This is a genomic window from Pandoraea sp. ISTKB, assembly GCF_001721285.1.
Taxonomy (GTDB): domain Bacteria; phylum Pseudomonadota; class Gammaproteobacteria; order Burkholderiales; family Burkholderiaceae; genus Pandoraea; species Pandoraea capi.
This window is the reverse complement of record NZ_MAOS01000028.1, coordinates 45,671-71,072: the sequence shown is the minus strand read 5'-3', so window position 1 is coordinate 71,072 and position 25,402 is coordinate 45,671. Positions and strand designations below refer to the sequence as shown.

Below are 25,402 nucleotides of genomic sequence, written 5' to 3'. Positions count from 1 at the left end.
CTCCGTGGGGTTCTTTTTTCGGGCATCTTGCGGCGTGCCTTACCGTGACTACAATGGCGCATCCGTCTGCGGGGAGCCGCAGTGCGCGTATTGCCGCAATCTGCCCGGCGGTCCGGGAATGACCGGATCACGCCGATAACGCAAGAAAAACACGCCGTATTGTCGCTCAATTTGCTCAATCATGCCGCAAAGCCCCCGCAGCCCAGTCACGCCCCCGACGCTCGGTGATGCGCCGCCCTTGCCTACGTCACCATCGCCATCCACACGCGGCGGCGTTGCGCTGATTGCGGTGTCGGCGGCGGCGTTCGGCGCCATGGCCATCTTTGCGCGCGGCGCGGCCGCTTCCGGCGCAGATATGTTCGCGATGCTGCTGTTCCGTTTTTTCGTGGCGACGGTGTTGCTACTCGTCTGGTGCCGGATGCAGCAGGTGCGGTTCCCGTCGCGGCGTCAGTCGCTGCATATCGCACTGATGGGGGGCATTGGCTACGTGGGGCAATCGCTTTGTTTCTTCGGGGCGCTCCAGTATGCGCAGGCGTCGCTCGTCGCATTGCTGTTGTATCTGTACCCCGTTTTCGTAACGATTCTGGCCGCGATTTTTCTGCATGAACGCCTCACCCCGGTAAAGATCGGCGCGTTGGTGCTGTGCTCGTTTGGCACGGCCTTGACGGTCGGGGGCGGGCACGGCCAACCGCTCGGTATGGCGCTGGCTGTGGCGTCGGCCTTGATTTATTCGGGGTATATCGTCGTCGGCGCGCGCGTGACGCGCGGCGTGGATGCCCGGGCGACTGCCACGCTCGTCTGTCTGGCGGCGACGGTGTCGTTTGGTGCGATCGCGACGGTTCGGGCATGGCACGGGTTGCCGCTGCACTGGCCGGACGGCGCCATGGGGTGGGCCGCGCTCACCGCGATTGCCGTGTGCTCGACGGTCATCGCGATCCTGACGTTCTTCGCCGGTTTGCAGCGCCTCGGTGCAGGACGCGCCTCGATGCTCTCGACGCTGGAGCCCGTGGTGACCGTGCTACTCGCGGCCATGCTGCTGGGTGAAACGCTCACCGTCGCGCAGTTGGGCGGCGGGGCGCTGATTCTGGCCGGCGTGGTCTGGCTTTCGGCCCGAGGTGCTTCGGCAGACACAACGAACACCGCAAGTGCCTGATCCTTCTGCGATTTTTGGTTCGCCAGCGCCTGCCATGCGACGACGGTACAATCGCCCATCGTTTGCCATTCGTTCGACGTTCAACACCAGAGGTCAACCGTCATGAGCACCATTGCCAAAGAAGCTGTCGCCCAACTGTTCACTGATGCCCGCACGCACAACGTGTGGCTCGACAAGCCGGTCAGCGACGAAACGCTGCGCGAACTCTATGACCTCGTGAAATGGGGGCCGACCTCGGCCAATACCACGCCCGCCCGTATCGTGTTCGTGAAGAGTCCGGAAGCCAAGGCGAAGCTGCTCGAGTGCATGGCACCCGGCAACGTCGACAAGACGCGTACCGCGCCGGTGACGGCGATCATCGCTTATGACCTGAAGTTCTACGAACACCTGCCCAAGCTGTTCCCGAACGGTGCTGAAAAGATGGTGCCGATGTTCTCTGGAGACGCGACGAAGGCTGCCGGCGCGGCACACATGAACAGTTCGCTGCAAGGTGGGTATTTCATCCTCGCAGCACGTGCACTGGGCCTCGATTGTGGCCCGATGGCCGGCTTCGACGCGCAGAAGGTCAACGATACGTTCTTTGCTGGCACCGAATGGCGTGTGAACTTCATCTGTAATCTGGGCTACGGCGATCAGAGCAAGCTGTTCCCCCGTAATCCGCGTTTGTCGTTCGACGAAGCGGCACGCATCATCTAACACGCTGTCTACGCACGCCGCCGCATTTTGTGGGCGAGTGCAAGACAAAACGGGCGGTCCCGCTATCGGGCCGCCCGTTGTCGTTTCAAGGTCTGTGCGTTGGTACGTTTTGGTACGTTGTGCCGTGACGCGTCGCCGGCGCCGTATCAGGCCTTCGGGGCTGGCGTCTTGGGCCGGAAGTCGCACAGCGGTTCGATGGCGCAGTGCCAGCACTCCGGCTTGCGTGCCTTGCATACGTAGCGGCCGTGCAGGATGAGCCAGTGATGCGCATCGTGCTTGAATTCACGCGGCGTCACGCGCTCCAGCGCAAGCTCCACGGCCAGCGGATCCTTGCCAGGCGCCAGACCGGTACGGTTGGCGACACGGAAGATGTGCGTATCGACAGCAATCGTATCTTCGCCAAACGCCGTATTGAGTACGACGTTTGCGGTTTTGCGGCCAACGCCAGGCAATGATTCCAGCGCCTCGCGTGATCGCGGTACCTCACCGCCATGCACGTCGAGCAGCAACTGACAGGTCGCGATGACGTTTTTGGCCTTCGTGCGATACAGGCCGATCGTTTTGATGAAATCAGACACGCCAGCTTCGCCGAGGGCAAGCATTTTGGCCGGGGTGTTCGCCACGGCGTAAAGCTTGCGCGTCGCCTTGTTCACGGAGACGTCGGTGGCCTGCGCCGAGAGCAGCACGGCGATCAGCAGTTCGAATGGCGACGTGTATTCCAGTTCGGTCGTCGGCGTCGGATTGAGCTGTTGCAGCGTCTCGAACAGGGCACGGCGTTTGGCATCGTTCATGGCGGGGGCGCGTGTGGGATGGCGTCTGTCTTGTTATTGATGGGGATGATGTCCAAGCGTGGTGCCGCTCGTTCAGGCCTTGTCGTTGTCCGGGCTGTCGGTCTCAAGCCCCAGTCGCCTGCGACGCGCTTCCGCCTCGTCGATCTGTGCCTGCACCGATGCGGAAACATTTTCGATGTTCTTCGGGCCAAGACCTTCGGCAGCCAGTGCCGCCTTCTTCTGACGGGCACGTTCCAGCGCCGCTTGAATGATCGCCTGCTTGCGTGCGGCGGCTGCCGCAGCGTCATCGGCCGCCGGGGGCGTTTGCGACGTGCCTTGTGGTGTCACCGGTACGGCCGCAGCGGTTTGCGTGGATTGCGTTGCGACCGTGTTTCCTTGCGACGCGGGGAGCGTGGCGGGAGCAGTCGGTGCACCCGCTGCGCCCGGTTCGACACGCGCCGTCCGCGCGGCGAGACGCGCCTCGCGCTCGGCTTTGTCTTTGGCCAGGCGCGCCTGATGCGCTTCGAAATGGGTGCGTGCCTCGTCGGCCAGTGCCGGCGACCAGGCGTCCCAGCCTGTACGCTCCCCGGTGACCGGTACCATCTCGATGCAATCGACCGGGCAGGGCGGTACGCAGAGATCGCAGCCCGTGCAGCGATCCGCGATCACCGTATGCATCAGTTTGGCGGCACCGGCGATGGCGTCGACCGGGCAGGCCTGAATACACAATGTGCAACCGATGCACAATGATTCGTCGATGATGGCACGAGGGCGCGGGCGCTCGACGCCGTTCTCCGGATTAAGCGGAATGACGGGGCGGCCGAGCAGCTTCGCAAGACGTTCCACGCCTTCGGCGCCGCCCGGCGGGCACTGGTTATAGCTGGCTTGCCCGCTGGCGATGGCGTCGGCGTACGGACGGCAACCGGCGTAACCGCATTTGGTGCATTGCGTCTGGGGCAATAGGGCATCGATGCGCTGAGCGAGCGCGCTGACTTCGGACACGTCTTTTGTGGGGGATTCGGCAGAAAGTCGAATTATCCTGCATTTTGCAGAAACACTGAAACCGTTGTGCCATAATTCCGCCCGATGAGAACGACCGGCCGATCATGACAACACTAGAAACCAAGATCAAACGTGACCCGGAACGCACCCGCCAGCGGATTCTTGCCGCTGCGATCGAGGAGTTTGCGGAACGTGGTTCGAGTGGTGCGCGCGTGGACAGCATTGCACGGCGAGCCGAGATCAACGAGCGCATGCTCTATTACTACTTCGGCAACAAGGACCAGCTATATCTGGCGGTGCTCGAAGAGGTCTATGGCGAGTTCAACCGTGCGGAACATGGGCTGAAGCTCGACCTGCTGGCGCCGCTCGATGCCGTGGCGGAACTGGCCCACTTCGTGTGGGACTATTACGCTGACCATCCGGAACTGATCCAGCTCATCAACAACGAGAATCTGCACGAGGCGAAGTCGATGCGTCAGTCGACGGAGATTCGTCAGCAAGTCTCGCCGATCGTAGAGTTGCTCTCCCAGACCCTCAAGCGGGGTCAGATCAGCGGGGAGATTCGAGAAGGCATCGACCCTGTCGACCTCTACGTGACGATTTCCGCAATGGGCTATTACGTGATGTCGAACCGGCATACGCTTTCCATCGTCATGGGACGCGATGTCATGAGCGATGAGGCGCGAAAGACGTACTCGTCGTTCAATACGCAGATGCTGCTCGATTCCTTGCGTACGCGATGACCGTCCAGCCGCATCCGGCGGCTTAGTCGCCTGACCTGCAAACAAAACCGCCGCGTGGGCCGAAGCTCACGCGGCGGTTTTGGTATGGCGGTCAGGATTCGCGAACGGGGATCAGCGCACCACGCTCAGGCGTGCTTCGCAATGAAGTCGCGGATCTGCGGATAGATCACGTTGCGCCAGCGGCTGCCGGAAAAAATCCCGTAATGCCCGCACTTCGGCGCGGTGAAATGTGCGCGTCGCTTGGCCGGAATCCCGGTGCACAGCTCGTGCGCGGCTTGTGTCTGACCGCTACCCGAGATGTCGTCCAGCTCGCCCTCGATGGTGAAGAGGGCCGTGGTCTTGATATCTTGCGGACGCACGCGCTCGCCGGCCACGTCCCATTCCCCGCGCGCCAGACTGAAGTCCTGGAACACCGTCTTGATGGTATCGAGGTAGTACTCAGCCGACATGTCGAGCACAGCGTTGTACTCGTCGTAAAAGCGTCGGTGCGAGTCGGCATCGTCGTTGTCGCCGCGCATCAGGTCCAGATAGAAGTCCCAGTGCGACTTCAGGTGGCGGTCCGGATTCATGGCAACGAAGCCCGCGTGTTGCAGGAAGCCCGGGTAGACCAGACGGCCCGCGCCGGGATAGTTCGCCGGCACCGCGTGAATCACGTGATTCTCGAACCACTCGTACGACTTGTTCATTGCCAGCGAGTTGACTGCCGTCGGGCTCTTGCGAGCATCGATCGGGCCGCCCATCATCGTCATGGTTCTGGGCGTCTTCTCGCCGTTCGACGCCATGAGCGAAATCGCGCCGAGCACCGGCACCGTCGGCTGGCAGACCGAAATGACATGCAGGTTCTCCGCACCGATGTGCCGGATGAATTCCTGGATGTACGCCACGTAGTCGTCCAGATGGAACGCCCCCGCTTCGAGCGGCACCATGCGTGCGTCGATCCAGTCGGTGATGTACACCTTGTGGTCCTTGAGCAGCGTGGAGACCGTGTCGCGCAGCAACGTCGCATGGTGGCCCGACAGCGGCGCCACGACCAGCACGACCGGATCGTCCTTGAGCTGCCCGACAGCACTGGCGTCGTCTGCGTACCGTTTGAAACGCAGCAGGCGGCAGAACGGCTTCTCCATCGCGGTCATTTCCACGACCGGGATGTTGTGACCGTCGACCTCGACTGCCTTGATATTGAATTCGGGCTTTTCGTAGTCCTTGCCGAGCCGGTAGAGGAGTTCGTATCCGGCGGCGATGCGGGGCGCGCCCGGCATCATGGCAAGCAGGCTGCCCGGGTTGACGAAAGTCGTCGCCGCCGCCTTTGCCCACGTGGTGAGGGGATTCAGCCACGCACGGTTGTACTCATGAATCTGATACAGCATGTTGTGTGCCCTGAGGCGGATGATGGGGGAATTATGCAACCGTTTATCGCGGCTGTGCAACGCAGCATAACCCTGATATATGGCATTTCCGCATCATCTCGATAGTCTTAGCTTATTCGGCTCATTGTTATTAACTATCGTTGCTGCGTTGCAACAATATGAGCGTCAAAAAAAGCCCGCCGAATGGCGGGCTTTCTCATCGGGTGCGACTCAAGGGCTTAGCGAAGCACTTGCGCGATGGCCGATGCCACGTGGTCGATGTTCTTGTCGTTAAGCGCAGCCACGCAGATGCGGCCGGTGCTCACGGCGTAAATACCGAATTCTTCACGCAGACGTTCGACCTGGTCGGCGGTCAGGCCCGAGTAAGAGAACATGCCGCGCTGCTTGATCACGAACGAGAAATCGCGGTCCACGCCCTGGGCGCGGAGCTTCTCGACCAGTGCCAGACGCATGGCGCGGATGCGCTCACGCATCTCGGCCAGTTCTTCTTCCCACAGGGCGCGCAGTTCGGCGTTGCCCAGAACGGCGGCGACCACCGAGCCACCGTGCGTCGGCGGGTTCGAGTAGTTGGTGCGGATCACGCGCTTGAGTTGCGAGAGCACGCGGGCCGATTCGTCCTTGTTGCCCGTCACGATCGACAGGGCGCCAACGCGCTCACCGTACAGCGAGAACGACTTGGAGAACGAGCTGGAGACGAAGAAGTTCAGGTCGGTCGCGGCGAACAGGCGCACCACGGCGGCGTCGGCATCGATGCCGTCACCAAAGCCCTGATAGGCGATGTCGAGGAACGGCACCAGCTTGCGGGCCTTCACGACTTCCACGACTTGCGCCCACTGGTCCATCGTCAGGTCGACGCCGGTCGGGTTATGGCAGCAAGCGTGCAGCACGACGATCGTGCCTTCCGGTTCCTTGCCGAGCATGTCGAGCATGCCGGTGATGTTCACGCCATGCGATGCGGCGTCGTAGTACGGGTACGAAACGACGTTGAAGCCGGCCGTCGTGAACAGGGCGCGGTGGTTTTCCCAGCTCGGATCGCTGATCGCGACCGTGGCGTTCGGGTTCAGTTGCTTCAGGAAGTCAGCGCCGATCTTCAGTGCGCCCGTGCCACCCAGTGCCTGGGCGGTCACGACGCGGCCTTCGGCCAGCACCGGCGATTCTTTGCCGAACAGCATTTCCTGCACGGCCTTGTCGTAGGCGGCAATGCCTTCCATCGGCAGATAGCCGCGCGGCAGGCCGGCGGCTACACGTTGTTCTTCCGCTGCCTTCACAGCCTTGAGCAGGGGCAGTTTGCCTTCCGCATTGAAATACACGCCGACGCCCAGGTTCACCTTATCGGTGCGGTGATCGGCGTTGTAGGCTTCGTTCAGACCAAGAATGGGGTCGCGCGGGGCGAGTTCGACAGCGGAAAAGAGGGTCATTTCGACGGCTCGAGGCAGGTAGTAGGAAAATGCAGCGGGACGGCCGCAACTTACGCAGGATCGGCCCAGCGAGCTATTTTAGCGAAGATTACCCGCCCTTGTGGTAAACACCGGCCCGTAATGCACGAAATCGTGCCTTTTCGGCACAAAAAGTGCCACGTATTGCCAGAAATTGACGAAAGCCTCCGGGAACCCCTCGACGTAACCCATTGGCGTCAGGGAATCGTCCGACGCGCTAGAATGCCAGATTACGTCCCTCATGTTCGCGCCCCCGCCATGACCCCTGCGGCTGACACCGATCTCGACGAAAGCAAGTTCCTCACGTTCCCGGATTCGCCTTATCAGCTTTACTGCCCGTTTCCTGCGGCAGGCGATCAGCCTACGGCCATCGCGCAACTGTCGGAGGGCATTGAGGACGGGCTGGCATTTCAGACCCTGCTTGGCGTGACGGGCTCAGGCAAGACGTTCACGATGGCCAATGTCATCGCCCGTATGGGCCGTCCCGCGATTGTGTTCGCACCGAACAAGACGCTTGCGGCGCAGTTGTACTCGGAGTTTCGCGAGTTCTTCCCGAGGAATGCGGTGGAGTATTTCGTCTCTTACTACGACTACTACCAACCGGAAGCGTACGTTCCGCAGCGCGACCTTTTCATCGAAAAGGATTCGTCGGTCAACGAGCACATCGAGCAGATGCGTTTGTCGGCGACGAAGAGTCTGCTTGAGCGGCGAGACGTGGTGATCGTGGCGACGGTGTCCGCCATCTACGGTATCGGTAATCCGAGCGAGTACCACCAGATGATCCTGACCGTGCGTCAGGGCGACAAACTGGGGCAGCGCGAAATCATCGCCCGTCTGATTGCGATGCAGTACACGCGTAACGAAACGGATTTTGGCCGAGGGACGTTCCGCGTTCGCGGCGACACCATCGACGTGTTCCCGGCAGAACATGCCGAGTTGGCCTTGCGTGTGGAGTTGTTCGACGACGAAGTCGACTCGTTGCAGTTGTTCGATCCGCTTACGGGGCGTGTGCGTCAGAAGGTGCCGCGATTCACGGTGTATCCGTCCTCACACTACGTGACGCCGCGAGATACGGTGTTACGGGCGATCGAGACGATCAAGGACGAATTGCGCGAGCGGCTCGACTTCTTCTATAAGGACGGCAAGCTGGTCGAGGCGCAGCGCCTTGAGCAACGTACCCGCTTCGATCTGGAAATGTTGCAGGAGCTGGGTTTCTGCAAGGGCATCGAAAACTACTCGCGACATCTGTCCGGCGCGGCGCCGGGCGAGCCGCCGCCGACACTTGTCGATTACCTCCCGCCGGACGCCCTGATGTTCCTCGACGAGTCACACGTGCTCATCGGCCAGTTCAACGGCATGTACAACGGTGACCGGGCGCGCAAGGAGAACCTCGTCAATTACGGGTTCCGTTTGCCATCGGCGCTCGATAACCGTCCGCTCAAGTTTGCCGAGTATGAACGCAAGATGCGTCAGGCAATCTTCGTCTCGGCGACCCCCGCAGATTACGAAGCGAAGCGTACGGGGCAGGTGGTCGAGCAGGTGGTGCGTCCGACCGGACTGATCGACCCGATCATCGAAGTCCGCCCGGCGCGTACACAGGTGGATGACGTGCTGTCGGAGATCAACAAGCGCGTGGCGGTTGAGGAGCGTGTGCTAGTGACCACGCTCACGAAGCGGATGGCGGAGCAACTGACAGAGTATCTGTCGGACAACGGCGTGAAGGTCCGCTATCTGCACAGCGACATCGACACCGTTGAGCGCGTAGAGATTATTCGCGACTTGCGTCTGGGCGCGTTCGACGTACTTGTTGGGATCAACTTGTTGCGTGAGGGGCTGGATATTCCGGAAGTGTCGCTGGTTGCGATTCTCGATGCGGACAAGGAGGGTTTCCTGCGCGCCGAGCGGTCATTGATTCAGACGATCGGGCGGGCTGCACGTAACGTGAACGGAACGGCCATCCTGTACGCAGACAAGATGACCGATTCGATGAAGCGTGCCATCGGCGAGACGGAGCGTCGCCGCGCGAAGCAGATGGCGCATAACGAAGCGAACGGCATCGTTCCGCAGGGTGTGAAAAAGCGCATCAAGGACATCATCGATGGTGTCTACGATCCGCAGGACGCCAAGGCGGAATTGGCGGAAGCCAAGGAGCAGGCTCACTACCAGGACATGTCGGAAAAGCAACTGGCGCGCGAGATCAAGAAGCTCGAAAAGCAGATGCAGGAGCATGCGCGCAACCTGGAGTTCGAGAAGGCCGCGAAGGTGCGCGATCAGTTGCTGCACGTCAAGGCGCTCGTGTTCGGCACCGACGGTGCCAGCGAGGCAGAGTTAGGTCCGAAGGTCTGAGAGAACGTATCGAGGCAAAGAGAGGCGCGGATCGCGCCTCTTTTCATCGCCTGGTTTCCGACGTCGGTCAAACTGTTGACGCACTATCCTCGGAAGTCGCCGGAAGAATTGACGATTTCGACCGTCAAGGCGGGAAAGGGCGTCGGAGAAACTTGCGGCATCGCTCCCCCGTCGCGTCGATGGCGCAAGTGATTTGCCATCATCTTGAGCAGTGGGAGCGTTCGGATCATGGCTATTAACGCAATTCAGGTATCAAAAACTGTTTGTAATCAAACGTCGAGGGGAGTGCACTGAAGACGGCAGGGGCGCTGCCACAGTTTCCGAGATACGTGCTGTTTCTCTGTGCATCCGCTGACCTTTCCAGGCGGAAATGATGTTGTGGCGAGCACGACATATCGGCATTGTTCAAATTGGATACGGATTGCCATTCAACGGAGACGCTATTTCCGTCGACTCGACACACCTTGCCTTGAAACAGGAACACAGTTTGCGGTTTGCCGCAAAGATCCGGAACGTTTCCAGGGGGAGAGTAGGAGAGGGAAACCGTGTTTCCTACGTTGAGGTAGGAGCGCATGTTGCTGGTCAACGCCAAACTGCTGATCTCATCTACCACAGGAGCACCAAGCATCTCCGATAGTTTGTCATAGGCTCGTCTTTTGTGCATTTTCTTTGCTAACGCTGCCGCTTGCGCGACCTGAAACATGTCGCCACGGATCAGAGACGTCGAAAGGCTGTCGGCATCGTTTGCGAGCACTGCTTCGATGGCGGCCGTATGGTGAGCCGTGTTTTGGAGACTGTAATCTGGCCCATATCGAGTCAGGAGGTCGGCGATTTCGCGATCGCGCGACCGAATCGCCAACATCATTGGGGTATCGCCATTCGCATCTTGCGTATTTTGCTTACCCCCTTTCGTAATCAGCAAACGTACGAGTGGCGGATAGTGAGTCGCGATGGCTTTGGTGAAATCGTCGTTGTAGTCATACTGTGCAAACGAAGTGCAAGGCGTGATCGCGAGCACAAACCAACCTAAAAGCCGCTTCATGCCGCCGCTCCCTTGAATGAATTGATGACTTGAGCGCCGGTTCGTCGGAACGGATTTTCGATGAGCCTGTACGTGATTTCGGCAAGCAGGATCGTTGCGCCAAGAAAAATGACGAATTGCACCCCATACCCTATGCGGGTCAGCTTCAGGAAATACGGCACGCTTTCGTAGAATCTGAAATAGAGATCGTTGTAGACCTCGATCAGGAGAACGTGGCCGAGATAGATCGAATAGGAGCGGGAGCCCAAATACTCAAGAATCGGAGCAACCACCGGTATTTGAAGGATCCATCCTCTCTCGAGTGAGGCGAGCACGACGAGTGCGACCGAGACCAGTGCGTACCCGCAGAAAGCTGCACTCGAAAAGAAAAACTGACCGGATCCACCCCCCAAAATATCGGTATTAATTACGCCGGGTAAGCACGCCAGTAGTGCGCATAGCGCGATGCCGAACCCGGTCTTGAAAATTGCGCGCACCCGAGGATTGTGAAGCGGCGCAATGAGTTTCGATGGACTTGGGCCGGTAGAGAGCGTTTCGAATCGCCAAACGTGGAGCGTCTTATATTTGCTGAGAAGCAGAGCGATGATGACGCCGTAAAGCAGTTCGTCAAACCTGGTATGAGAGAGGTTGGCGATGCTGCCGGACGTCATCGGGCGAGCGACGAAAAGCACGAGCGCTACGCCAATGGCAAGTGCCGTCAGTCGGTAGGAAGTTCGTCCACACAAGACAAGGATGAGTGGTGCGATTAGGTAGAAATGCTCCTCAATCGACAGGCTGTAGTAGTGGGCCATGTTCGCCGGTATAGCGCCTGCCGCCAACGCATAGTTGTAGATGCCGCCCGAAAAAGCTACGCCTTCGCGAATTATGTCGCCCGGCTTGGCTAAAGCGGCGTTGCTACCGGTCTCCCTCATCACGACAGCGACGATCCAATACAGTGCTATGTAGAAGAACGCTGATGGTGCGATTCTGAATACTCGTCTTAGGTAAAACGAGAAGATGGCCTGCTTGCCATTTTCAAGGCGCTGCATTGGAGTGGCGCCTGCGTCTGCCGGCAAGGTGGGCAAAAACGAAAGCGTGACGACGAAACCAGAAATGACAAAGAATAGATCGACGCCTGTGAAGGACGAGTACAGGTAAGGATGGAACAACTGCTTGAACGGAGCGTGCACGAGAATGGTCAGGAGCACTGCGACCGCACGCAAACGTTCTATCTCTAAATTTTTGTGGCTCATGGGACGGGAGGCCATTGGAAGGGACGGTAGCGGTGCATTCTACGCGCGTGGATAAGGTCTACGGGCAAAGACTTGCGCTAGCCGTCAAGAGATGGTGATTTTGGGTGGTTCCTCAATGAATCGCCTGCCGCTGCCGCTAGTCGCGTTGACGAAATCGGAGCGCGTTGCGAGTGAGTGCCATTGCCCTAGCAGCGTGACCTCGTCGCCGGGAGCGCCGATGTCACAAGGATTAAGCCGCCAGGGCCGACCACGGGCCGTGGCGTATCCGACGAATCGCATTTCATGGATTCGTTCGCTCAAACGAACGCAGCCATGCGATCAAAATGTGATCGCATGCAATGTGCTTCGAATGCGGGTGTGCGCCGGCTATCGATTGTTATTCGTTTGTTCCCCGGGGATCGAGTCCGAGATCATGTGCGGCCTGTTACCGAAGAACATGCTCAGATGAGTGGCAGCGGCACGTTCAACGATTTCAAACACGAGAAGTAGTAGCGTGCTGATGACACCGCGTGCGAAGTACCAATAGCTCTCCGGGCGATAGAGCGACATAAATTCACCGTATTGCGGGACTTGGACGATGCCGAATCCGCGGAGAAAATCGAAGCCCGCAGCGATCATCACGAAAAGCGCAAATACTGCAATTCGGTACGCATGCTCGGGTTTGGCGTGTCGTCGGTTTCGTTCGCGTAGTCCGATCAGTGCGAGTTCGAAAATGATCGCTGTCGCTACCGCAGTTCCTGCGTAACCACCAAAAACAAAACCAAATTTCGCTTCAGATAGGCCGTCTAACCACATTTTGTGTAAGTTCTTTTTTGGTAAGCGGGAAAATGTAACACGATTTGAGCATTTTTTAATAGTGTCGACATATTTATGTAATGTGCGAGTTGATTTTTTGAGCAAGAACGCCCCGATGTTTGCGTATAAAAAGCCAGCCTGTGGGAATTGGTGGGGGTGCTGGGAATTGGAATGTTCGGCAATGGGCCATTTGAGCTCACCGCGCTGTGGTGGCGTGTGGCGGGCCGCGGCGGTGCACGGCCCGTGCAGGGCGTGAGGCTGATTGCCAGGCTTTGCCCTGTTTGAGGCTCACGCGCTGAGTCGAAGAAATTTCACGACTGTTGGTGTGAATGCCGTGCAAATCTGATTGCGGTATTCGCTCACGCCGCGTCGAAACTCAACAGATCGCCAAAAATCATTTATGGCGGACTTCATGTGATTCGTCCGAATTGGCATCGCCAGCGCGGCCTCCTTCTGGCGCATTCCTCTGCAAGAGGTTGAGGAATCGACAATGCTCAGCGTGGGCGCTTAAGTGATTGATTTATTTGGATGCGAGTGCTCGATATTGTCGACCTCTCTTGTGTTGAATTCGGATTTGTCCTGTTAATTGTTATGAAAAAGACATCGGTCCTTTTTGTTTGTATGGGCAATATTTGTCGGTCACCAAGTGCCGACGGCATTTTTCGCCAGCGTCTGGTGGCCGCAGGGCTTGTCGATGTCGTCGACGTCGATTCGGCAGGCACGCACAGCTATCACATCGGTCACGCGCCCGATGCGAGGACGCAGGAGGCGGCGCAGCGCCGTGGCTATGACCTGAGCGCGTTGCGGGCGCGTCACGTCGAGGCCGACGATTTCGAGCGTTTCGACTGGATCGTCGCGATGGACGACGCCAACGTTGCCGATCTGATGGCGCGATGCCCGGCTCAGTATCGTCACAAGATTGTGCGATTGATGGACTTTGCGACGCATCACGACGCCACGGAAGTGCCGGATCCGTATTACGGTGGCGCACAAGGTTTCGAGACCGTGCTCGACTATATTGAAGATGGTCTCGACGGCTTGCTCGTGCATTTGGGAAAGGCGCGTTGAGCGCCTGAGACATAGCGCACGATGAGCCGGGTGTGGGCTGATCAATGTCGGCGTAACGGTTTCGGGAAATCCGCTTTCAAGGCTATGATGCTGGCCCCGCATGCGTGAGGTCGCTCGCGCTGCGTGGCATTTCGTCTTTTCGTCATCCCGATCATTTCCTGTTTTTCTTCGCGCGTTCTTTCACCGATGTTCAATTCGCTTAATTCGTACTGGCGTAAATGGCGTGCATCACGTCACGCTGGCCATCAACTCGACGAACTGCTCGCACACGCCGATCCTTCGGCGCCGCTGGCGGTTCGCAACCAATGGCTGATCGAATTGGCGCACTGGGTGCAAAAGCGTGGCGCCCTGGTGAACGATGCGCGGGAGGAAGGGGAGGCGGCGCGATATCGTCCGCATACGCGCCTGCGCTACCTGCTGCAAATGCTGGATCGCAATCCGCAGTGGCGGTTGCCAGTGGCTCGCACGCTGCGTAGCGTCATTAATGAAAGCGACGCGATTTCGCTCCTCTGCGATACCGGCATGCCGGTGCGTCCGGGATTCTGGGGCGCGCTGGTCGAGCGCATAGAAAAGGCGCTGATCCCGCCGCCGCCAACGCGGCGCGACCTCTCGGCGCTGTGCTCGCTGATGTTCCCGGACGGCGACGCGGCCGACTGGATTGGCGCGTTGCCGCCGGAGCTGCTGGGGGATCTCATCGCGCTTCTGCATTACGGCGAGGACGAGGACGCCGAGGCCGACTGGAACCCGTTCGCCGAGGATCTGCTCGCCGCAATGCATCATCTGGTCGATCAGATTGCATCGACCGGACTGTCGCAGGCGGTGCGTTCGCGTCTGACATATTCGCGCGTCAACGATTCGCCGTTCTACCGGCTCGGACGCGCCATGCAGGCGCTCGAAGATGCCGGTCAGGCATTCGCGCATGGGGCGCCGCCGTCGCAGATTTTCGTTCAACAGATCAACGTCTTTCGCGCACTACTGGACAATTGCGGCCTCGCCGTGCGGCAGGTGTATGCGCATCTCGACGAGAACGGTGTCAGCGTCGACATCGTGTTTCAGGTCGAGCGTGCCAAGGCGCGAATTCGACGGCTCGAGCGCCTGCTGGAGGCCTGGCTGACGGACGGTGACCGCAGCGATAGGGCCGTTGCTCGCGTTCGTCTTCTCGCCGATCTGGTGCGGGCCAACAAGGCAAGCCAGAGTGTTGGTGAGTTGGCGCGGACCTCGTTTGGATTGCTGGCGCGCAAAGTGGTCGAGCGCAGCGCCGAGACCGGTGAGCACTACATCGCGAGGAACCGCAGCGAATACTTTTCGATGCTGAAAATGGCCTGCGGCGGTGGGCTGGTGACCGTCGTGACGGTCTACATCAAGTTCATGATCGCGGGGGCGCATCTGCCGACGGTCGTCGAGGGCTTCCTTGCCGGCGCGAACTACGCGATCTGCTTCCTGTTCATGCACTTCTGCCATTTCACGCTGGCGACCAAGCAGCCTGCGATGACGGCGCCGGCGATTGCGAGCAAGCTCGACGACGTTGATACGCCGGCTGGGATGGACGCCTTCGTTTGTGAAGTCCTGGCACTCGTGCGGACGCAGGCCGCGGCCATCTTCGGCAATCTGGCGATGGTCTTCCCGTTCTGTTTTCTGGTGCAGTGGGCCGTGTCGGCAGCGTTAGGGGTCAACACCATCACGCCGGAGAAAGCGCAGGCAACGCTACATTCGTTCTCGATCCTGGGGGTGACGCCGTTCTTTGCGGCGCTGACCGGCGTATTGCTGTGGTGCTCCAGTCTGATATCGGGCTGGGCGGACAACTGGTTCGCGTTGCATGGCATCGGCGATGTCCTCGCCTACAACCGTCGCTTGCGCTTCGTCTTCGGGCGAAACGGAGCGGCAAGGCTGGCAGACTGGTGTCGACGTCACATTGCGCCGGTGCTGGGCAATCTGACGCTTGGCTTCATGCTGGGCCTGGTGCCGGCGATTCTGACGGCTTTCGCGTTGCCCTTCGAAGTCCGCCACGTGACGCTGTCGACGGGTTCGATCGCAACGTCGATCGGGGTGCTGGGCCTGCCGGTGCTGCATGACTCGGCGCTTTGGCTGGCTGTCGCGGGTGTCGGGTCGATGGCCCTGCTCAACGTGGGTGTCAGTTTTGCGTTAGCATTCCATATGGCGCTCAGATCGCGTCCACTGCGATTGGGTGACCGTCGGCAAATTCACCGTGCCATTTGGCGCGCCGTACTGCGCAATCCTCTGGTACTGCTGTTCCCTCTGCGCTCCCCGCAGATGGACCCTCGTCCCGAAAAATAAGAAGTTTAGGAAGTTGCCCGGACGGATAGGGGAACTTCCGCAAAAAATGGGCCAGAAGTACTTGACTAAATTCGTAGGGAATTTATACTTGACGAAAATAGTCGAGATTAATCCCCTGCATCATCATGAGACTTACCACGAAAGGCCGTTTCGCCGTCACGGCGATGATCGACCTGGCCATGCGCCAGGACGCGGGTCCCGTGACGCTTGCGGGCATTAGTCAGCGTCAGCGAATTTCCCTCTCTTACCTGGAACAACTGTTCGGTAAGCTGCGCCGCCACGAAATCGTGGAGAGCGTACGCGGGCCGGGTGGTGGTTACAGCCTTGCGCGCCGCGCAGAAGAGGTGACCGTCGCCGACATCATCATTGCGGTCGATGAACCGCTCGACGCCACACAGTGCGGCAGCAAGGGCAATTGCGAGAAGGGCCAGGACGGCCATCGCGGTCACTGCATGACGCACGAGCTGTGGGCGACACTCAACCAGAAGATGGTCGAGTATCTCGATTCCGTTTCGCTGCGCGACCTGGTCGAGCAGCAGCGCAGCAAGCAGGCACAGCAGGCTGTGCTGCGCGACACGCGCGAGTCCGGTAACAGCAACCAGACGATTACGACGCGCATCCCCAATTCGGTCTTTGATATGGCCCGTTCATAACAGGCGCCACGGCACGATCCTGGAGCACCCCATGAAAAACGACACCCTCAACCTCCCCATCTATATGGATTACAGCGCCACGACGCCGATTGACCCGCGCGTCGTGGACAAGATGTTGCCCTACCTGCGTGAGCAGTTCGGCAACCCGGCGTCGCGCAGCCACTCGTTCGGCTGGGCAGCCGAGCAGGCGGTGGAAGAGGCGCGTGAGGAAGTGGCCAAGCTGGTGAACGCCGATCCGCGCGAAATCGTCTGGACGTCGGGCGCGACCGAGTCGAACAATCTCGCCATCAAGGGCGCTGCGCACTTCTATCAAGGCAAGGGCAAGCACCTCATCACCGTGAAGACCGAGCACAAGGCTGTGCTCGACACGATGCGCGAACTCGAGCGCGAGGGCTTCGAAGTCACCTATCTCGACGTCAAGGATGACGGTCTGCTGGATCTGGACGTCTTCAAGGCGGCGCTGCGCCCCGACACGATTCTCGTGTCCATCATGGCCGTGAACAACGAAATCGGCGTGATTCAGGACATCGGCACGCTCGGCGAAATCTGCCGTGAAAAGGGCATCATTTTCCACGTCGACGCCGCACAGGCCACCGGCAAGATGCCGATCGATCTGGCCGCACTGAAGGTCGACCTGATGTCGTTCTCGGCGCACAAGACGTATGGCCCGAAGGGTATCGGCGCGCTGTACGTGCGTCGCAAGCCGCGCGTGCGTATCGAAGCGCAGATTCACGGCGGTGGCCATGAGCGCGGCATGCGTTCGGGCACGCTGGCGACGCACCAGATCGTCGGGATGGGCGAAGCCTTCCGTCTGGCGCGCGAAGAGATGGCCGTCGAGAACGAGCGCGTGCGTATGCTGCGCGATCGTTTGCTGACCGGTCTGACGGAAATGGAAGAGGTGTATGTGAACGGCGACATGGAACAACGTGTCCCGCACAACCTGAACATCAGTTTCAACTTTGTCGAAGGCGAATCGCTGATCATGGCGATCAAGGATGTGGCGGTGTCGTCGGGTTCGGCGTGCACGTCGGCCTCGCTCGAGCCTTCGTACGTTTTGCGCGCACTGGGTCGCAACGACGAACTCGCGCACAGCTCGATTCGTTTCACGGTGGGTCGTTTCACGACCGAGCAGGAAGTCGACTACGTGGTCGAACTGCTCAAGAGCAAGATCGGCAAGCTGCGCGATCTGTCGCCGCTGTGGGAAATGTACAAGGACGGGGTCGATCTGAATTCGATCCAGTGGGCCGCACACTGAGTATTCAAGGAGTTAGCCATGTCGTACAGCAAAGAAGTTCTGGATCACTACGAAAACCCGCGTAACGTCGGTTCGTTCGAGAAGGGCGACGACGCCGTCGGTACGGGCATGGTCGGCGCGCCGGCCTGCGGTGACGTGATGAAGTTGCAGATTCGTGTGAACGAAGCCGGCGTGATCGAAGACGCCAAGTTCAAGACCTACGGCTGCGGTTCGGCAATCGCTTCGTCGTCGCTCGTGACCGAGTGGGTCAAGGGCAAGACGCTGGATCAGGCGCTCGAGATCAAGAACACCGAAATCGCGCAGGAACTGGCGCTGCCGCCGGTGAAGATTCACTGCTCGATTCTGGCTGAAGACGCCATCAAGGCGGCGGTCGCCGATTACAAGCAGAAGCACGGCCAGACGGCCGAAACGGCCAAGGCTGCGTAAGCGGCGCGACGAATAAGGAATCAGGCAAGATGGCCATTACATTGACCGAGAAGGCCGCGCAGCACGTTTCGCGTTATCTGACGCGGCGCGGCAAGGGCGTGGGCCTGCGACTGGGCGTGAAGACGACCGGTTGCTCGGGCCTGGCCTACAAGCTGGAGTACGCCGACGACGTGGCGAACGAAGATACGGTCTTCGAAAGCCACGGCGTGAAGGTGATCGTCGATCCGAAGAGTCTGCCGTACATCGACGGCACTGAGCTGGACTTCGCGCGCGAAGGCCTGAACGAAGGGTTCCGATTCAACAACCCGAACGTCAAGGACGAGTGCGGCTGCGGTGAGTCGTTCCGCGTCTGACGCGACGGTGGCAATGCCTGCGGCATTGCCACCATCACGCAAGATCATCGGTTTTCGGCAAGACGACGAAGGCCAATGGGTTGCGCGACTGGCGTGCGGGCATGGGCAACATGTCAGGCATCTTCCCCCATGGCAGATCCGGACATGGACGCAGAGTGCCGCAGGTCGTGACGCGATGCTCGGGAGCGAATTACCTTGCCGGAAGTGCGAACGTGGTGAGCCGTCCGACGAGTGACTGGACGGGATACCCCGGTTGCTGGTTTCGCAGGCAGGGGCAGTAGCGTAGGCAGCAAGGCGGCGCGAGCCGCTTTTTTTACGGGTCGAATGTTGGCCTGCACGTAGGTCCAACGTATTAAACGTATTAAGCGGGCGCGATGAGTGCACTGACTGACAACTACTTCACGCTGTTCGATCTGCCGCAGGGCTTCACGCTCGATACCGATGCGCTTGAGGCGGCGTACCGTGCCGTGCAATCTCGCGTGCATCCGGATCGATTTGCGAGCGCGAGCGACGCCGAACGGCGCGTGGCCATGCAATGGGCTGCGCAGGCGAACGCCGCGTACCGTACGCTGCGTGACCCGCTCCAGCGTGCGACCTATTTGCTGACGTTGCAGGGCATCGATGTGGGCGCGGAGAACAACACCGCGATGGCCCCCGATTTCCTGATGCAACAGATGGAGTGGCGCGAGGCGATCGACGACGCCGTTGCCGCGCGCAACGTCGGTGCGCTCGATGCCCTCGCCAAGTCTTTGCGCGACGACCGTCGTGTGCGACTCGCCAAGCTGGGCGACTGGCTGAACAGTGCGGCCTGGCAGCCGGCGGCGGAAGCCGTGCGACAACTGATGTTCATTGCGCGCGCCGAGGAAGACATCGCGCAGCGCATCGAAATGCTGGAAAACGCGTGACGGCCCGGTGCGGCGCCGTCACATGTCATTGAGAACTGCTTGAGAACAGGGTGCACGCGCTGGCGTGTGTCGCCCGTATTGCAAAGTCATGGCCCTTCTGCAAATTTCCGAACCCGGCATGTCCCCCGCGCCGCACCAGCGGCGACTCGCCGTGGGCATCGACCTAGGCACGACGCACTCGCTCGTTGCCTCCGTGCGCAGCGGTGTGGCCGAAGTCCTTCCCGACGAACAGGGCCGCGTCTTGCTGCCCTCCGTTGTCCGCTATCTGGGCGGGCACCGTACGCAAATCGGTTACGACGCCAAGGCTGCGGCGGCGACCGATCCGCGTAACACCATCGTTTCCGTCAAGCGCTTCATGGGCCGCGGCCTCACGGATGTCGCGCACGCTGACAACGCCCCTTACGACTTCGTCGACGCACCCGGCATGGTGCAGATGAACACCGCAGGCGGCGTGAAGAGCCCGGTGGAAGTGTCTGCCGAGATTCTCGCGACGCTGCGTCAACGTGCGGAAGATTCGCTCGGCGACGATCTGGTTGGCGCCGTGATTACGGTCCCCGCGTACTTCGACGATGCACAACGCCAAGCGACCAAGGATGCGGCGCGTCTGGCCGGGCTGAATGTCCTGCGTTTGCTCAATGAACCGACGGCTGCCGCCATTGCGTATGGTCTGGACAATGGTGCAGAAGGCCTCTACGCCGTCTACGACCTCGGTGGCGGAACGTTCGACATCTCGATTCTTCGACTGACGAAGGGTGTGTTCGAGGTGCTGGCTGCCGGCGGGGATTCTGCCCTCGGCGGCGACGACTTCGATCAGGTGATCTACCGCTGGGCGGTGCAGACGGCGGGCATCGACACGGCGTCGCTGACGCCGGAAGACGTACGCAGCTTGCTCGACCATGCACGTACGGCCAAGGAATCGCTGACGGACGCCGAGCAGGCGACCATTGCGCTGACGCTGTCGGGCGAGCGCAAGATTTCACTGGACCTCACGCGCGAACAGTTCACGACGTTGGGCGCACCGCTGGTGCAGCGCACGATCGGTCCGATGCGCAAGGCGTTGCGCGATGCTGGCATGGGTCCGGAAGACGTCAAGGGTGTCGTGCTGGTGGGGGGCGCTACGCGCATGCCGCAAGTGCGCGCTGCAGTGGCGAGCTTCTTCGGACGGGAACCGCTGGTGGATCTCGACCCGGATCAGGTCGTGGCACTGGGTGCGGCCGTACAGGCCAACCTGCTCGCGGGCAATCAGGCGGAAGGCGACGACTGGCTGTTGCTCGACGTGATTCCGCTCTCGCTCGGCGTCGAGACGATGGGTGGCCTCGTCGAGAAAATCATCCCGCGCAATGCGACGATTCCGGTCGCGCGTGCGCAAGAGTTCACGACCTTCAAGGACGGCCAGACGGCAATGGCCATTCACGTGCTGCAAGGCGAGCGTGAACTGGTGTCGGACTGCCGTTCGCTGGCACGCTTCGAGCTGCGCGGCATTCCGCCGATGACGGCCGGTGCGGCGCGAATTCGCGTGACGTATCAAGTCGACGCCGATGGTTTGCTGTCCGTCTTCGCTCAGGAAATGCACTCGGGCGTGGCGGCTTCGATCGAGGTGAAGCCGTCGTACGGGCTGGCCGACGAAGACATTTCCCGGATGTTGCAGGACAGCTTCGGCTCGGCCGAGCAGGACATGCATGCCCGCGCATTGCGCGAGCAGCAGGTGGAGGCCGAGCGTCTGCTGGTCGCGATCGACAGCGCGCTGCAAGCCGATCCCGAATTGCTGGACGAGGAAGAGCGCGCGCAGATCGATGGCTTGTTGGCCGACCTGCGTCAGAAGGCCTCGGGCGACGATCAGACCGCCATCAAGGCGGCGACCGAAACGCTCTCGCATGCGACCGACGCGTTCGCCGCACGCCGCATGGACAAGAGCATCCGTGCGGCGCTGGCCGGTCGTCGCGTGGCGGACATCGACAAACTGTAAGACACACACGGAATTCAAAGCCATGCCTCAAATCGTTGTATTGCCTCACGTCGAGCTGTGCCCGGAGGGTGCTGTGCTGGAGGTTGCGCCGGGCACGTCCGTGTGCCGCGCGTTGCTGGACAACCATATCGAGATCGAACACGCCTGCGAGCTGTCGTGTGCTTGCACGACCTGCCACGTGATCGTGCGTGAAGGTTTCGAATCGCTGGAGCCGGCGGAGGACGAAGAAGAAGATCTGCTGGACAAGGCCTGGGGCCTGGAGCCGACATCGCGTCTGTCGTGCCAGACGCTGATGCCGGACGATACGGATCTCGTCGTAGAAATTCCGAAGTACACGATCAACCACGCCAAGGAAAATCACTGAGCGATGCCCGTGGGTGTCGTGCAGTGACGAGATAGCACAAAGGAGCTTCCCCATGAAATGGACCGATAGCCTGGAAATCGCGATTGCGCTTACCGAGGCGCATCCCGACGTCGACCCGCAGTACGTGCGCTTCACCGACCTTCACAAGTGGGTCGTCGCGCTGGACGGTTTCGACGATGCACCGGATCGTTCCGGTGAGAAGATTCTGGAGGCCATTCAGTTGGCGTGGATCGACGAAGCCGACTGATCGGGATCGATGCTGACAGGCCAACGGGTCTTGTTGGCTGGATGAGACGTCCGAAACAAAAAGCCGCTCGAAAGAGCGGCTTTTTGCTTTCTTGCGATGCGGCCACGCAGCCCATCCGGGCGCGGGCCTCACACCTCAACTAGCGCGCACCAGCCCGTTGTTTTCCAGACGCACACGGTCGCCTGGCTGAACGCCGGGGGCCGATTGATAGGTCCAGTAACGCGTCTTGCCGGTATCCATGCGGACGTACACGCGATAAACGGTGTCCGAACGGACTCGCTTTTCGACTTCGTTCCCGGCCAGACCGCCGCCGAGTGCACCGACCACCGTCATTGCCGTGCGGCCGTTACCTGCGCCGAACTGATTGCCGAGTAAGCCGCCAGCCACGGCACCGCCCACAGCGCCCAGACCGGTCGCATGACCTTCCGTACGAATCGGTTGCACCGATTGCACGGTGCCGCACGTCGAGCACGTCGCCGCTTGCTGTTGTGTCGGTGCGGCCGTCTGCTGGGCGTACGACGGCTGCGTCGCCGGAGCACGTTGCGGTGCCTGTTGCTGCATTTGCTGCGACATTTGCTGTGATGCGGACGGCGTTTGCGGCTGTTCGGCATACGCGGCTTGTTGCGTCTGTGCCGACGGCGCCGTTTGTTGCGGGCTGGTCAATGCGTACTGTGCGCTATTGCTCGTTGGCGCGGGGCCGTCGGTACTCTTCGCCACCGGCAGCACGCCGGTAATGGCGGCGACACCGAGCAGGCTGACAACGACGATACTGCCGGCAGCGGCAGCGACCAGGGGATGCATGCGACGCGGTTGCAGATCGTTATCCATGTTGTTCTCTCCATCGTGCGGTAAGTGCGAATCCTCTTTTGCGTGCTGGCGTGCACGGGCGATTTCGCATGAGAAAAGTTTCCGTCACCGGGAAAGGGGCATCCGTTTCATTTTGTAACGCGATGTAAGATGTGCATCGTTCGATCGGCCTTCCGGTAATGTTGTTGGATCCCCTAAGTTTTTGAAAAATATAAGAATTTTCTTTGATTGAAAAGACGTTGCGCAGGCGTTGTCTGCGGCGGATTTAACAAAAGAAACAAGTCGTGGGAGAGGCTAGACATGAATCGACAGATGGCGTCATCCGAACTGCCGACGACGCGTCGAGGCAAGCCCTCAGGGGGCGTGTCGTTGCCGCGCGGCGTCGTGATGGCAGCCGGTGTCGTCATGGTGCTGCAATGGGTGGCGCTCGGCGTGTGGGCTTTCAGTTGGCTGATGAGCGAACGTCACGGGACTGAGGGCATGCCGCCGCTGGGGCACGACTTGCGCGTCTTCTGGACCGTTTCGTGGATCACCACGCATCTCGGTGCCCCTGCTGCCTTCGACAACGCAACGCTCGACGCCGCGCAACTGCATTTTTTTCCTGCTTACAGCGAGCTAGGGCATTGGCTGTATCCGCCGACGTTCCAGTGGCTGATTCAACCGCTGTCACGGCTGTCATACGGCTGGGTGTACGCGTTGTACGTCATCGTTAGCGTCGCGTTGTTTGTCGTTGCCGTGAGGCGATGGCGAGTTGGGGCGGGTTGGCCGTGGCTCGTCGTCATGGCGTTCCCCGGGCTGTGGATCGCAATCCTGACGGGGCAGAACTCGGTCGTGACGCTGTTACTGATGACGGTCGCGCTAACGTATTCGGGCACATCCCCGGTGCTTGCGGGAGTGTGCGCCGGCCTGCTCGTCATCAAACCGCAATTCGCGGTGCTGCTGCCGCTGTGGTGGCTATGCGCAAGACAATGGCGCGCTTTGATGACGATGGCCGCGACCGCTGCGCTCTGTTGTGCGCTTACATTGACGTGGGAGGGATGGTCCTTGTGGCGGGCGTTCTTTGCGGCCGTGTCTGCGTTCAATGTCGAGGTCGTCCAGCAAGGCGCAGGCGATATCTGGCATGCGATGCCGACGGTGTTCGCCGCGGCACGTCTGGTCGGAATCCCGTTGCCCGTGGCGTACGCGCTCTACGCCATTGTGGCCCTGCCGTCGATACTCGTCGCCGCATGGCTATGGGCGAAGCGTGGGCCCTTGCCGTTACGCGTCGCTGCGGCCATGACAGCGACGTTACTGGTTCAGCCCTATCTTCTCTACTACGAATTGGTGTGGTTGATCGTGCCGTTGTTATGCCTCGCACAAGACCGCACCACTGTTGGCACGAACGAAGGGCAGACGTGGCTCGCGGGGCGATTGCAGGCGTTGCTCTGGCTGCTGCCGTTACAAGCGTATCTCGCCGTACTCTGGACGCCGATGGGGCAGTGGGGTGTCGTGTTGCTGCCTGCGTTGATGTGGCTGATCGGGTGGCGCGCGGTACGCGCCATACGCTCACAACGGGCACAGCAAGTATCAGGCGCGCATAATGTTGCGCATCGTCTGTGAACGCATCTCCGGCCGCTTGGTCGCACACTTATGATCGATACGTTACCGACTCTCGAAAGTCCGCTGGATGCGGCGAGCCATCTGCATGTGTATCCGTACGTCGTGCAACGTGCGTGGGTCGATACGCACGATGCACAGGGCGACGTCAGTGAGCCATTTTCGGACGACGTCTTCGTCACCTTGGTCCTCGATAGCCCGACCGGGCTGCGACGTTTGCAGGGTAGTGATCTGCAAGCCGCCGGAATGACGTTCGAGGCGGCATTCGCGCAAGCCGCATCCAACCTCTCGCGAGCCTGGACGGCGCGCCATTTCGAATTCGGCATTGCCCGGCTCGACGACGGCACGATGATTGGCGGTTCGCGCGGCAATTGGATGGCGCCGGCGGGGGCGCTGGTGCTGGGGAATCTCTACCAGTCGATGGCCGAGCATTTCGGCGCGACGGAGTTCGCAGCAATCGCCGTGAACCGCACCTTCCTCGTTGCCTTTCCTACCGATACGAAGACGGTGTCGTCGCTGGCATTGCGTCAGTTGATCGAGGGCGCATCGACCGGTGCCATTCTGCCCATCTCGCGTAGTTGGCTGCGACTCGATGGCGACTGGCCGTCCGCTTATCGAGGTACGCCGGCTTTCTAAAACAGGTTTCCAGTGTTGTCTCGTTTCACGTAGCCGGCGCTCGCGACCCCAAAACGCGACATGGGACGCTACCTAGACTCGGTGAGGGCACATTCCGTTGCCCTCACCGGAGACTACGTATGCCAGCTTTGCCCTTGATGCCGTCTTACGCTGCCAATCCCTACGCGGCTCATACGCCTTCCTCGACCGGACCCACGTCGTCCGTCTTCCTCTCACCGATTGGCTCCGTGCAAATTCGGAGCGCTGCGT

25 protein-coding genes are annotated in these 25,402 nt (G+C 60.3%); 17 read left to right on the top strand and 8 right to left on the bottom strand.

Features of this window, described 5'->3' with window-relative positions:
* The first annotated feature begins 238 nt into the window (after positions 1 to 238).
* Entirely contained in the window at positions 239 to 1,153 is a 915-nt protein-coding gene (locus A9762_RS09010) for a DMT family transporter (protein ID WP_069341706.1), read from the top strand.
* A 102-nt stretch (positions 1,154 to 1,255) separates the two neighbouring features.
* Positions 1,256 to 1,849, top strand: coding sequence for a malonic semialdehyde reductase (locus A9762_RS09005; protein WP_069341705.1), 594 nt, complete (start codon positions 1,256 to 1,258; stop codon positions 1,847 to 1,849).
* 146 nt (positions 1,850 to 1,995) lie between these two features.
* Here A9762_RS09005 and nth read toward each other — a convergent pair whose 3' ends face one another.
* Entirely contained in the window at positions 1,996 to 2,640 is a 645-nt protein-coding gene (nth, locus tag A9762_RS09000) for an endonuclease III (protein ID WP_069341704.1), read from the bottom strand.
* Positions 2,641 to 2,712: 72 nt separating this feature from the next.
* Positions 2,713 to 3,621 (bottom strand): electron transport complex subunit RsxB, encoded by a 909-nt coding sequence (rsxB, locus tag A9762_RS08995; RefSeq protein WP_069341703.1) that lies wholly within the window; start codon positions 3,619 to 3,621, stop codon positions 2,713 to 2,715.
* Between the two features lie 104 nt (positions 3,622 to 3,725).
* On the opposite strand from rsxB, the gene A9762_RS08990 reads away from it, so the two are divergent.
* Entirely contained in the window at positions 3,726 to 4,364 is a 639-nt protein-coding gene (locus A9762_RS08990; protein WP_069341702.1) for a TetR/AcrR family transcriptional regulator, read from the top strand.
* Positions 4,365 to 4,489: 125 nt separating this feature from the next.
* Here the strand turns inward: A9762_RS08990 and A9762_RS08985 are convergent, their stop codons facing one another.
* Together A9762_RS08985 and A9762_RS08980 are read right to left on the bottom strand one after the other, a co-directional pair.
* Positions 4,490 to 5,731 carry a polyhydroxyalkanoate depolymerase gene (locus A9762_RS08985; protein ID WP_069341701.1) on the bottom strand — a complete coding sequence of 414 codons (1,242 nt, stop codon included), beginning with the start codon at positions 5,729 to 5,731 and terminating at the stop codon, positions 4,490 to 4,492.
* Between the two features lie 218 nt (positions 5,732 to 5,949).
* Positions 5,950 to 7,149 (bottom strand): amino acid aminotransferase, encoded by a 1,200-nt coding sequence (locus A9762_RS08980; RefSeq protein ID WP_069341700.1) that lies wholly within the window; start codon positions 7,147 to 7,149, stop codon positions 5,950 to 5,952.
* A gap of 276 nt (positions 7,150 to 7,425) precedes the next feature.
* Between A9762_RS08980 and uvrB the strand changes: the two genes are divergently transcribed.
* Positions 7,426 to 9,513, top strand: a complete 2,088-nt coding sequence (gene uvrB / locus A9762_RS08970; RefSeq protein ID WP_069341698.1) for an excinuclease ABC subunit UvrB — start codon at positions 7,426 to 7,428, stop codon at positions 9,511 to 9,513.
* A 235-nt stretch (positions 9,514 to 9,748) separates the two neighbouring features.
* On the opposite strand, the gene A9762_RS08965 is transcribed toward uvrB, so the two are convergent.
* The 3 genes from A9762_RS08965 to A9762_RS28495 all read right to left on the bottom strand — a co-directional run bounded on the left by A9762_RS08965 (position 9,749) and on the right by A9762_RS28495 (position 12,582).
* The gene (locus tag A9762_RS08965) at positions 9,749 to 10,555 is read right to left on the bottom strand and encodes an ankyrin repeat domain-containing protein (protein ID WP_069341697.1); all 807 of its coding nucleotides are present in this window, start codon (positions 10,553 to 10,555) and stop codon (positions 9,749 to 9,751) included.
* Positions 10,552 to 11,787, bottom strand: a complete 1,236-nt coding sequence (locus tag A9762_RS08960) for an acyltransferase (protein WP_069341696.1) — start codon at positions 11,785 to 11,787, stop codon at positions 10,552 to 10,554. The genes A9762_RS08965 and A9762_RS08960 overlap by 4 nt, the downstream gene beginning before the upstream one ends.
* Before the next feature lie 366 nt (positions 11,788 to 12,153).
* A complete protein-coding gene (locus tag A9762_RS28495; protein ID WP_139133143.1) occupies positions 12,154 to 12,582 on the bottom strand; it encodes a hypothetical protein in 429 nt (142 codons plus the stop codon).
* 591 nt (positions 12,583 to 13,173) lie between these two features.
* Between A9762_RS28495 and A9762_RS08950 the strand changes: the two genes are divergently transcribed.
* From A9762_RS08950 to iscX, 11 genes are all read left to right on the top strand, one after another.
* Positions 13,174 to 13,650, top strand: a complete 477-nt coding sequence (locus tag A9762_RS08950) for a low molecular weight protein-tyrosine-phosphatase (RefSeq protein ID WP_069341694.1) — start codon at positions 13,174 to 13,176, stop codon at positions 13,648 to 13,650.
* Between the two features lie 186 nt (positions 13,651 to 13,836).
* On the top strand, positions 13,837 to 15,945 hold the full coding sequence (locus A9762_RS08945; protein WP_069341693.1) for a site-specific recombinase: 2,109 nt from the start codon (positions 13,837 to 13,839) through the stop codon (positions 15,943 to 15,945).
* Positions 15,946 to 16,070: 125 nt separating this feature from the next.
* Complete coding sequence (gene iscR, locus A9762_RS08940; protein ID WP_069341692.1) at positions 16,071 to 16,598, top strand: Fe-S cluster assembly transcriptional regulator IscR; 528 nt, start codon at positions 16,071 to 16,073, stop codon at positions 16,596 to 16,598.
* 31 nt (positions 16,599 to 16,629) lie between these two features.
* A complete protein-coding gene (locus tag A9762_RS08935; protein WP_069341691.1) occupies positions 16,630 to 17,853 on the top strand; it encodes an IscS subfamily cysteine desulfurase in 1,224 nt (407 codons plus the stop codon).
* Between the two features lie 18 nt (positions 17,854 to 17,871).
* Positions 17,872 to 18,279 carry a Fe-S cluster assembly scaffold IscU gene (gene iscU / locus A9762_RS08930; protein ID WP_047907598.1) on the top strand — a complete coding sequence of 136 codons (408 nt, stop codon included), beginning with the start codon at positions 17,872 to 17,874 and terminating at the stop codon, positions 18,277 to 18,279.
* A gap of 29 nt (positions 18,280 to 18,308) precedes the next feature.
* Positions 18,309 to 18,632, top strand: coding sequence for an iron-sulfur cluster assembly protein IscA (iscA, locus tag A9762_RS08925; protein ID WP_069341690.1), 324 nt, complete (start codon positions 18,309 to 18,311; stop codon positions 18,630 to 18,632).
* Positions 18,633 to 18,645: 13 nt separating this feature from the next.
* Entirely contained in the window at positions 18,646 to 18,867 is a 222-nt protein-coding gene (locus tag A9762_RS28070; RefSeq protein WP_083253772.1) for a DUF3565 domain-containing protein, read from the top strand.
* A 139-nt stretch (positions 18,868 to 19,006) separates the two neighbouring features.
* A complete protein-coding gene (gene hscB, locus A9762_RS08920; RefSeq protein WP_069341689.1) occupies positions 19,007 to 19,537 on the top strand; it encodes a Fe-S protein assembly co-chaperone HscB in 531 nt (176 codons plus the stop codon).
* Positions 19,538 to 19,625: 88 nt separating this feature from the next.
* Positions 19,626 to 21,503: a Fe-S protein assembly chaperone HscA gene (gene hscA, locus A9762_RS08915; protein WP_069341688.1), complete on the top strand. Its 1,878-nt coding sequence runs from the start codon at positions 19,626 to 19,628 to the stop codon at positions 21,501 to 21,503.
* A gap of 22 nt (positions 21,504 to 21,525) precedes the next feature.
* On the top strand, positions 21,526 to 21,867 hold the full coding sequence (fdx, locus tag A9762_RS08910; RefSeq protein WP_047907601.1) for an ISC system 2Fe-2S type ferredoxin: 342 nt from the start codon (positions 21,526 to 21,528) through the stop codon (positions 21,865 to 21,867).
* A 52-nt stretch (positions 21,868 to 21,919) separates the two neighbouring features.
* On the top strand, positions 21,920 to 22,114 hold the full coding sequence (gene iscX, locus A9762_RS08905; protein ID WP_039399317.1) for a Fe-S cluster assembly protein IscX: 195 nt from the start codon (positions 21,920 to 21,922) through the stop codon (positions 22,112 to 22,114).
* Between the two features lie 135 nt (positions 22,115 to 22,249).
* On the opposite strand, the gene A9762_RS08900 is transcribed toward iscX, so the two are convergent.
* Positions 22,250 to 22,942: a glycine zipper 2TM domain-containing protein gene (locus A9762_RS08900; protein ID WP_069341687.1), complete on the bottom strand. Its 693-nt coding sequence runs from the start codon at positions 22,940 to 22,942 to the stop codon at positions 22,250 to 22,252.
* 279 nt (positions 22,943 to 23,221) lie between these two features.
* Here A9762_RS08900 and A9762_RS08895 point away from each other — a divergent pair, with 279 nt between their 5' ends.
* Positions 23,222 to 24,520: a glycosyltransferase family 87 protein gene (locus tag A9762_RS08895; RefSeq protein ID WP_083253771.1), complete on the top strand. Its 1,299-nt coding sequence runs from the start codon at positions 23,222 to 23,224 to the stop codon at positions 24,518 to 24,520.
* Positions 24,521 to 24,550: 30 nt separating this feature from the next.
* The gene (locus A9762_RS08890; RefSeq protein WP_069341685.1) at positions 24,551 to 25,153 is read left to right on the top strand and encodes a hypothetical protein; all 603 of its coding nucleotides are present in this window, start codon (positions 24,551 to 24,553) and stop codon (positions 25,151 to 25,153) included.
* Positions 25,154 to 25,402 lie beyond the last annotated feature (249 nt).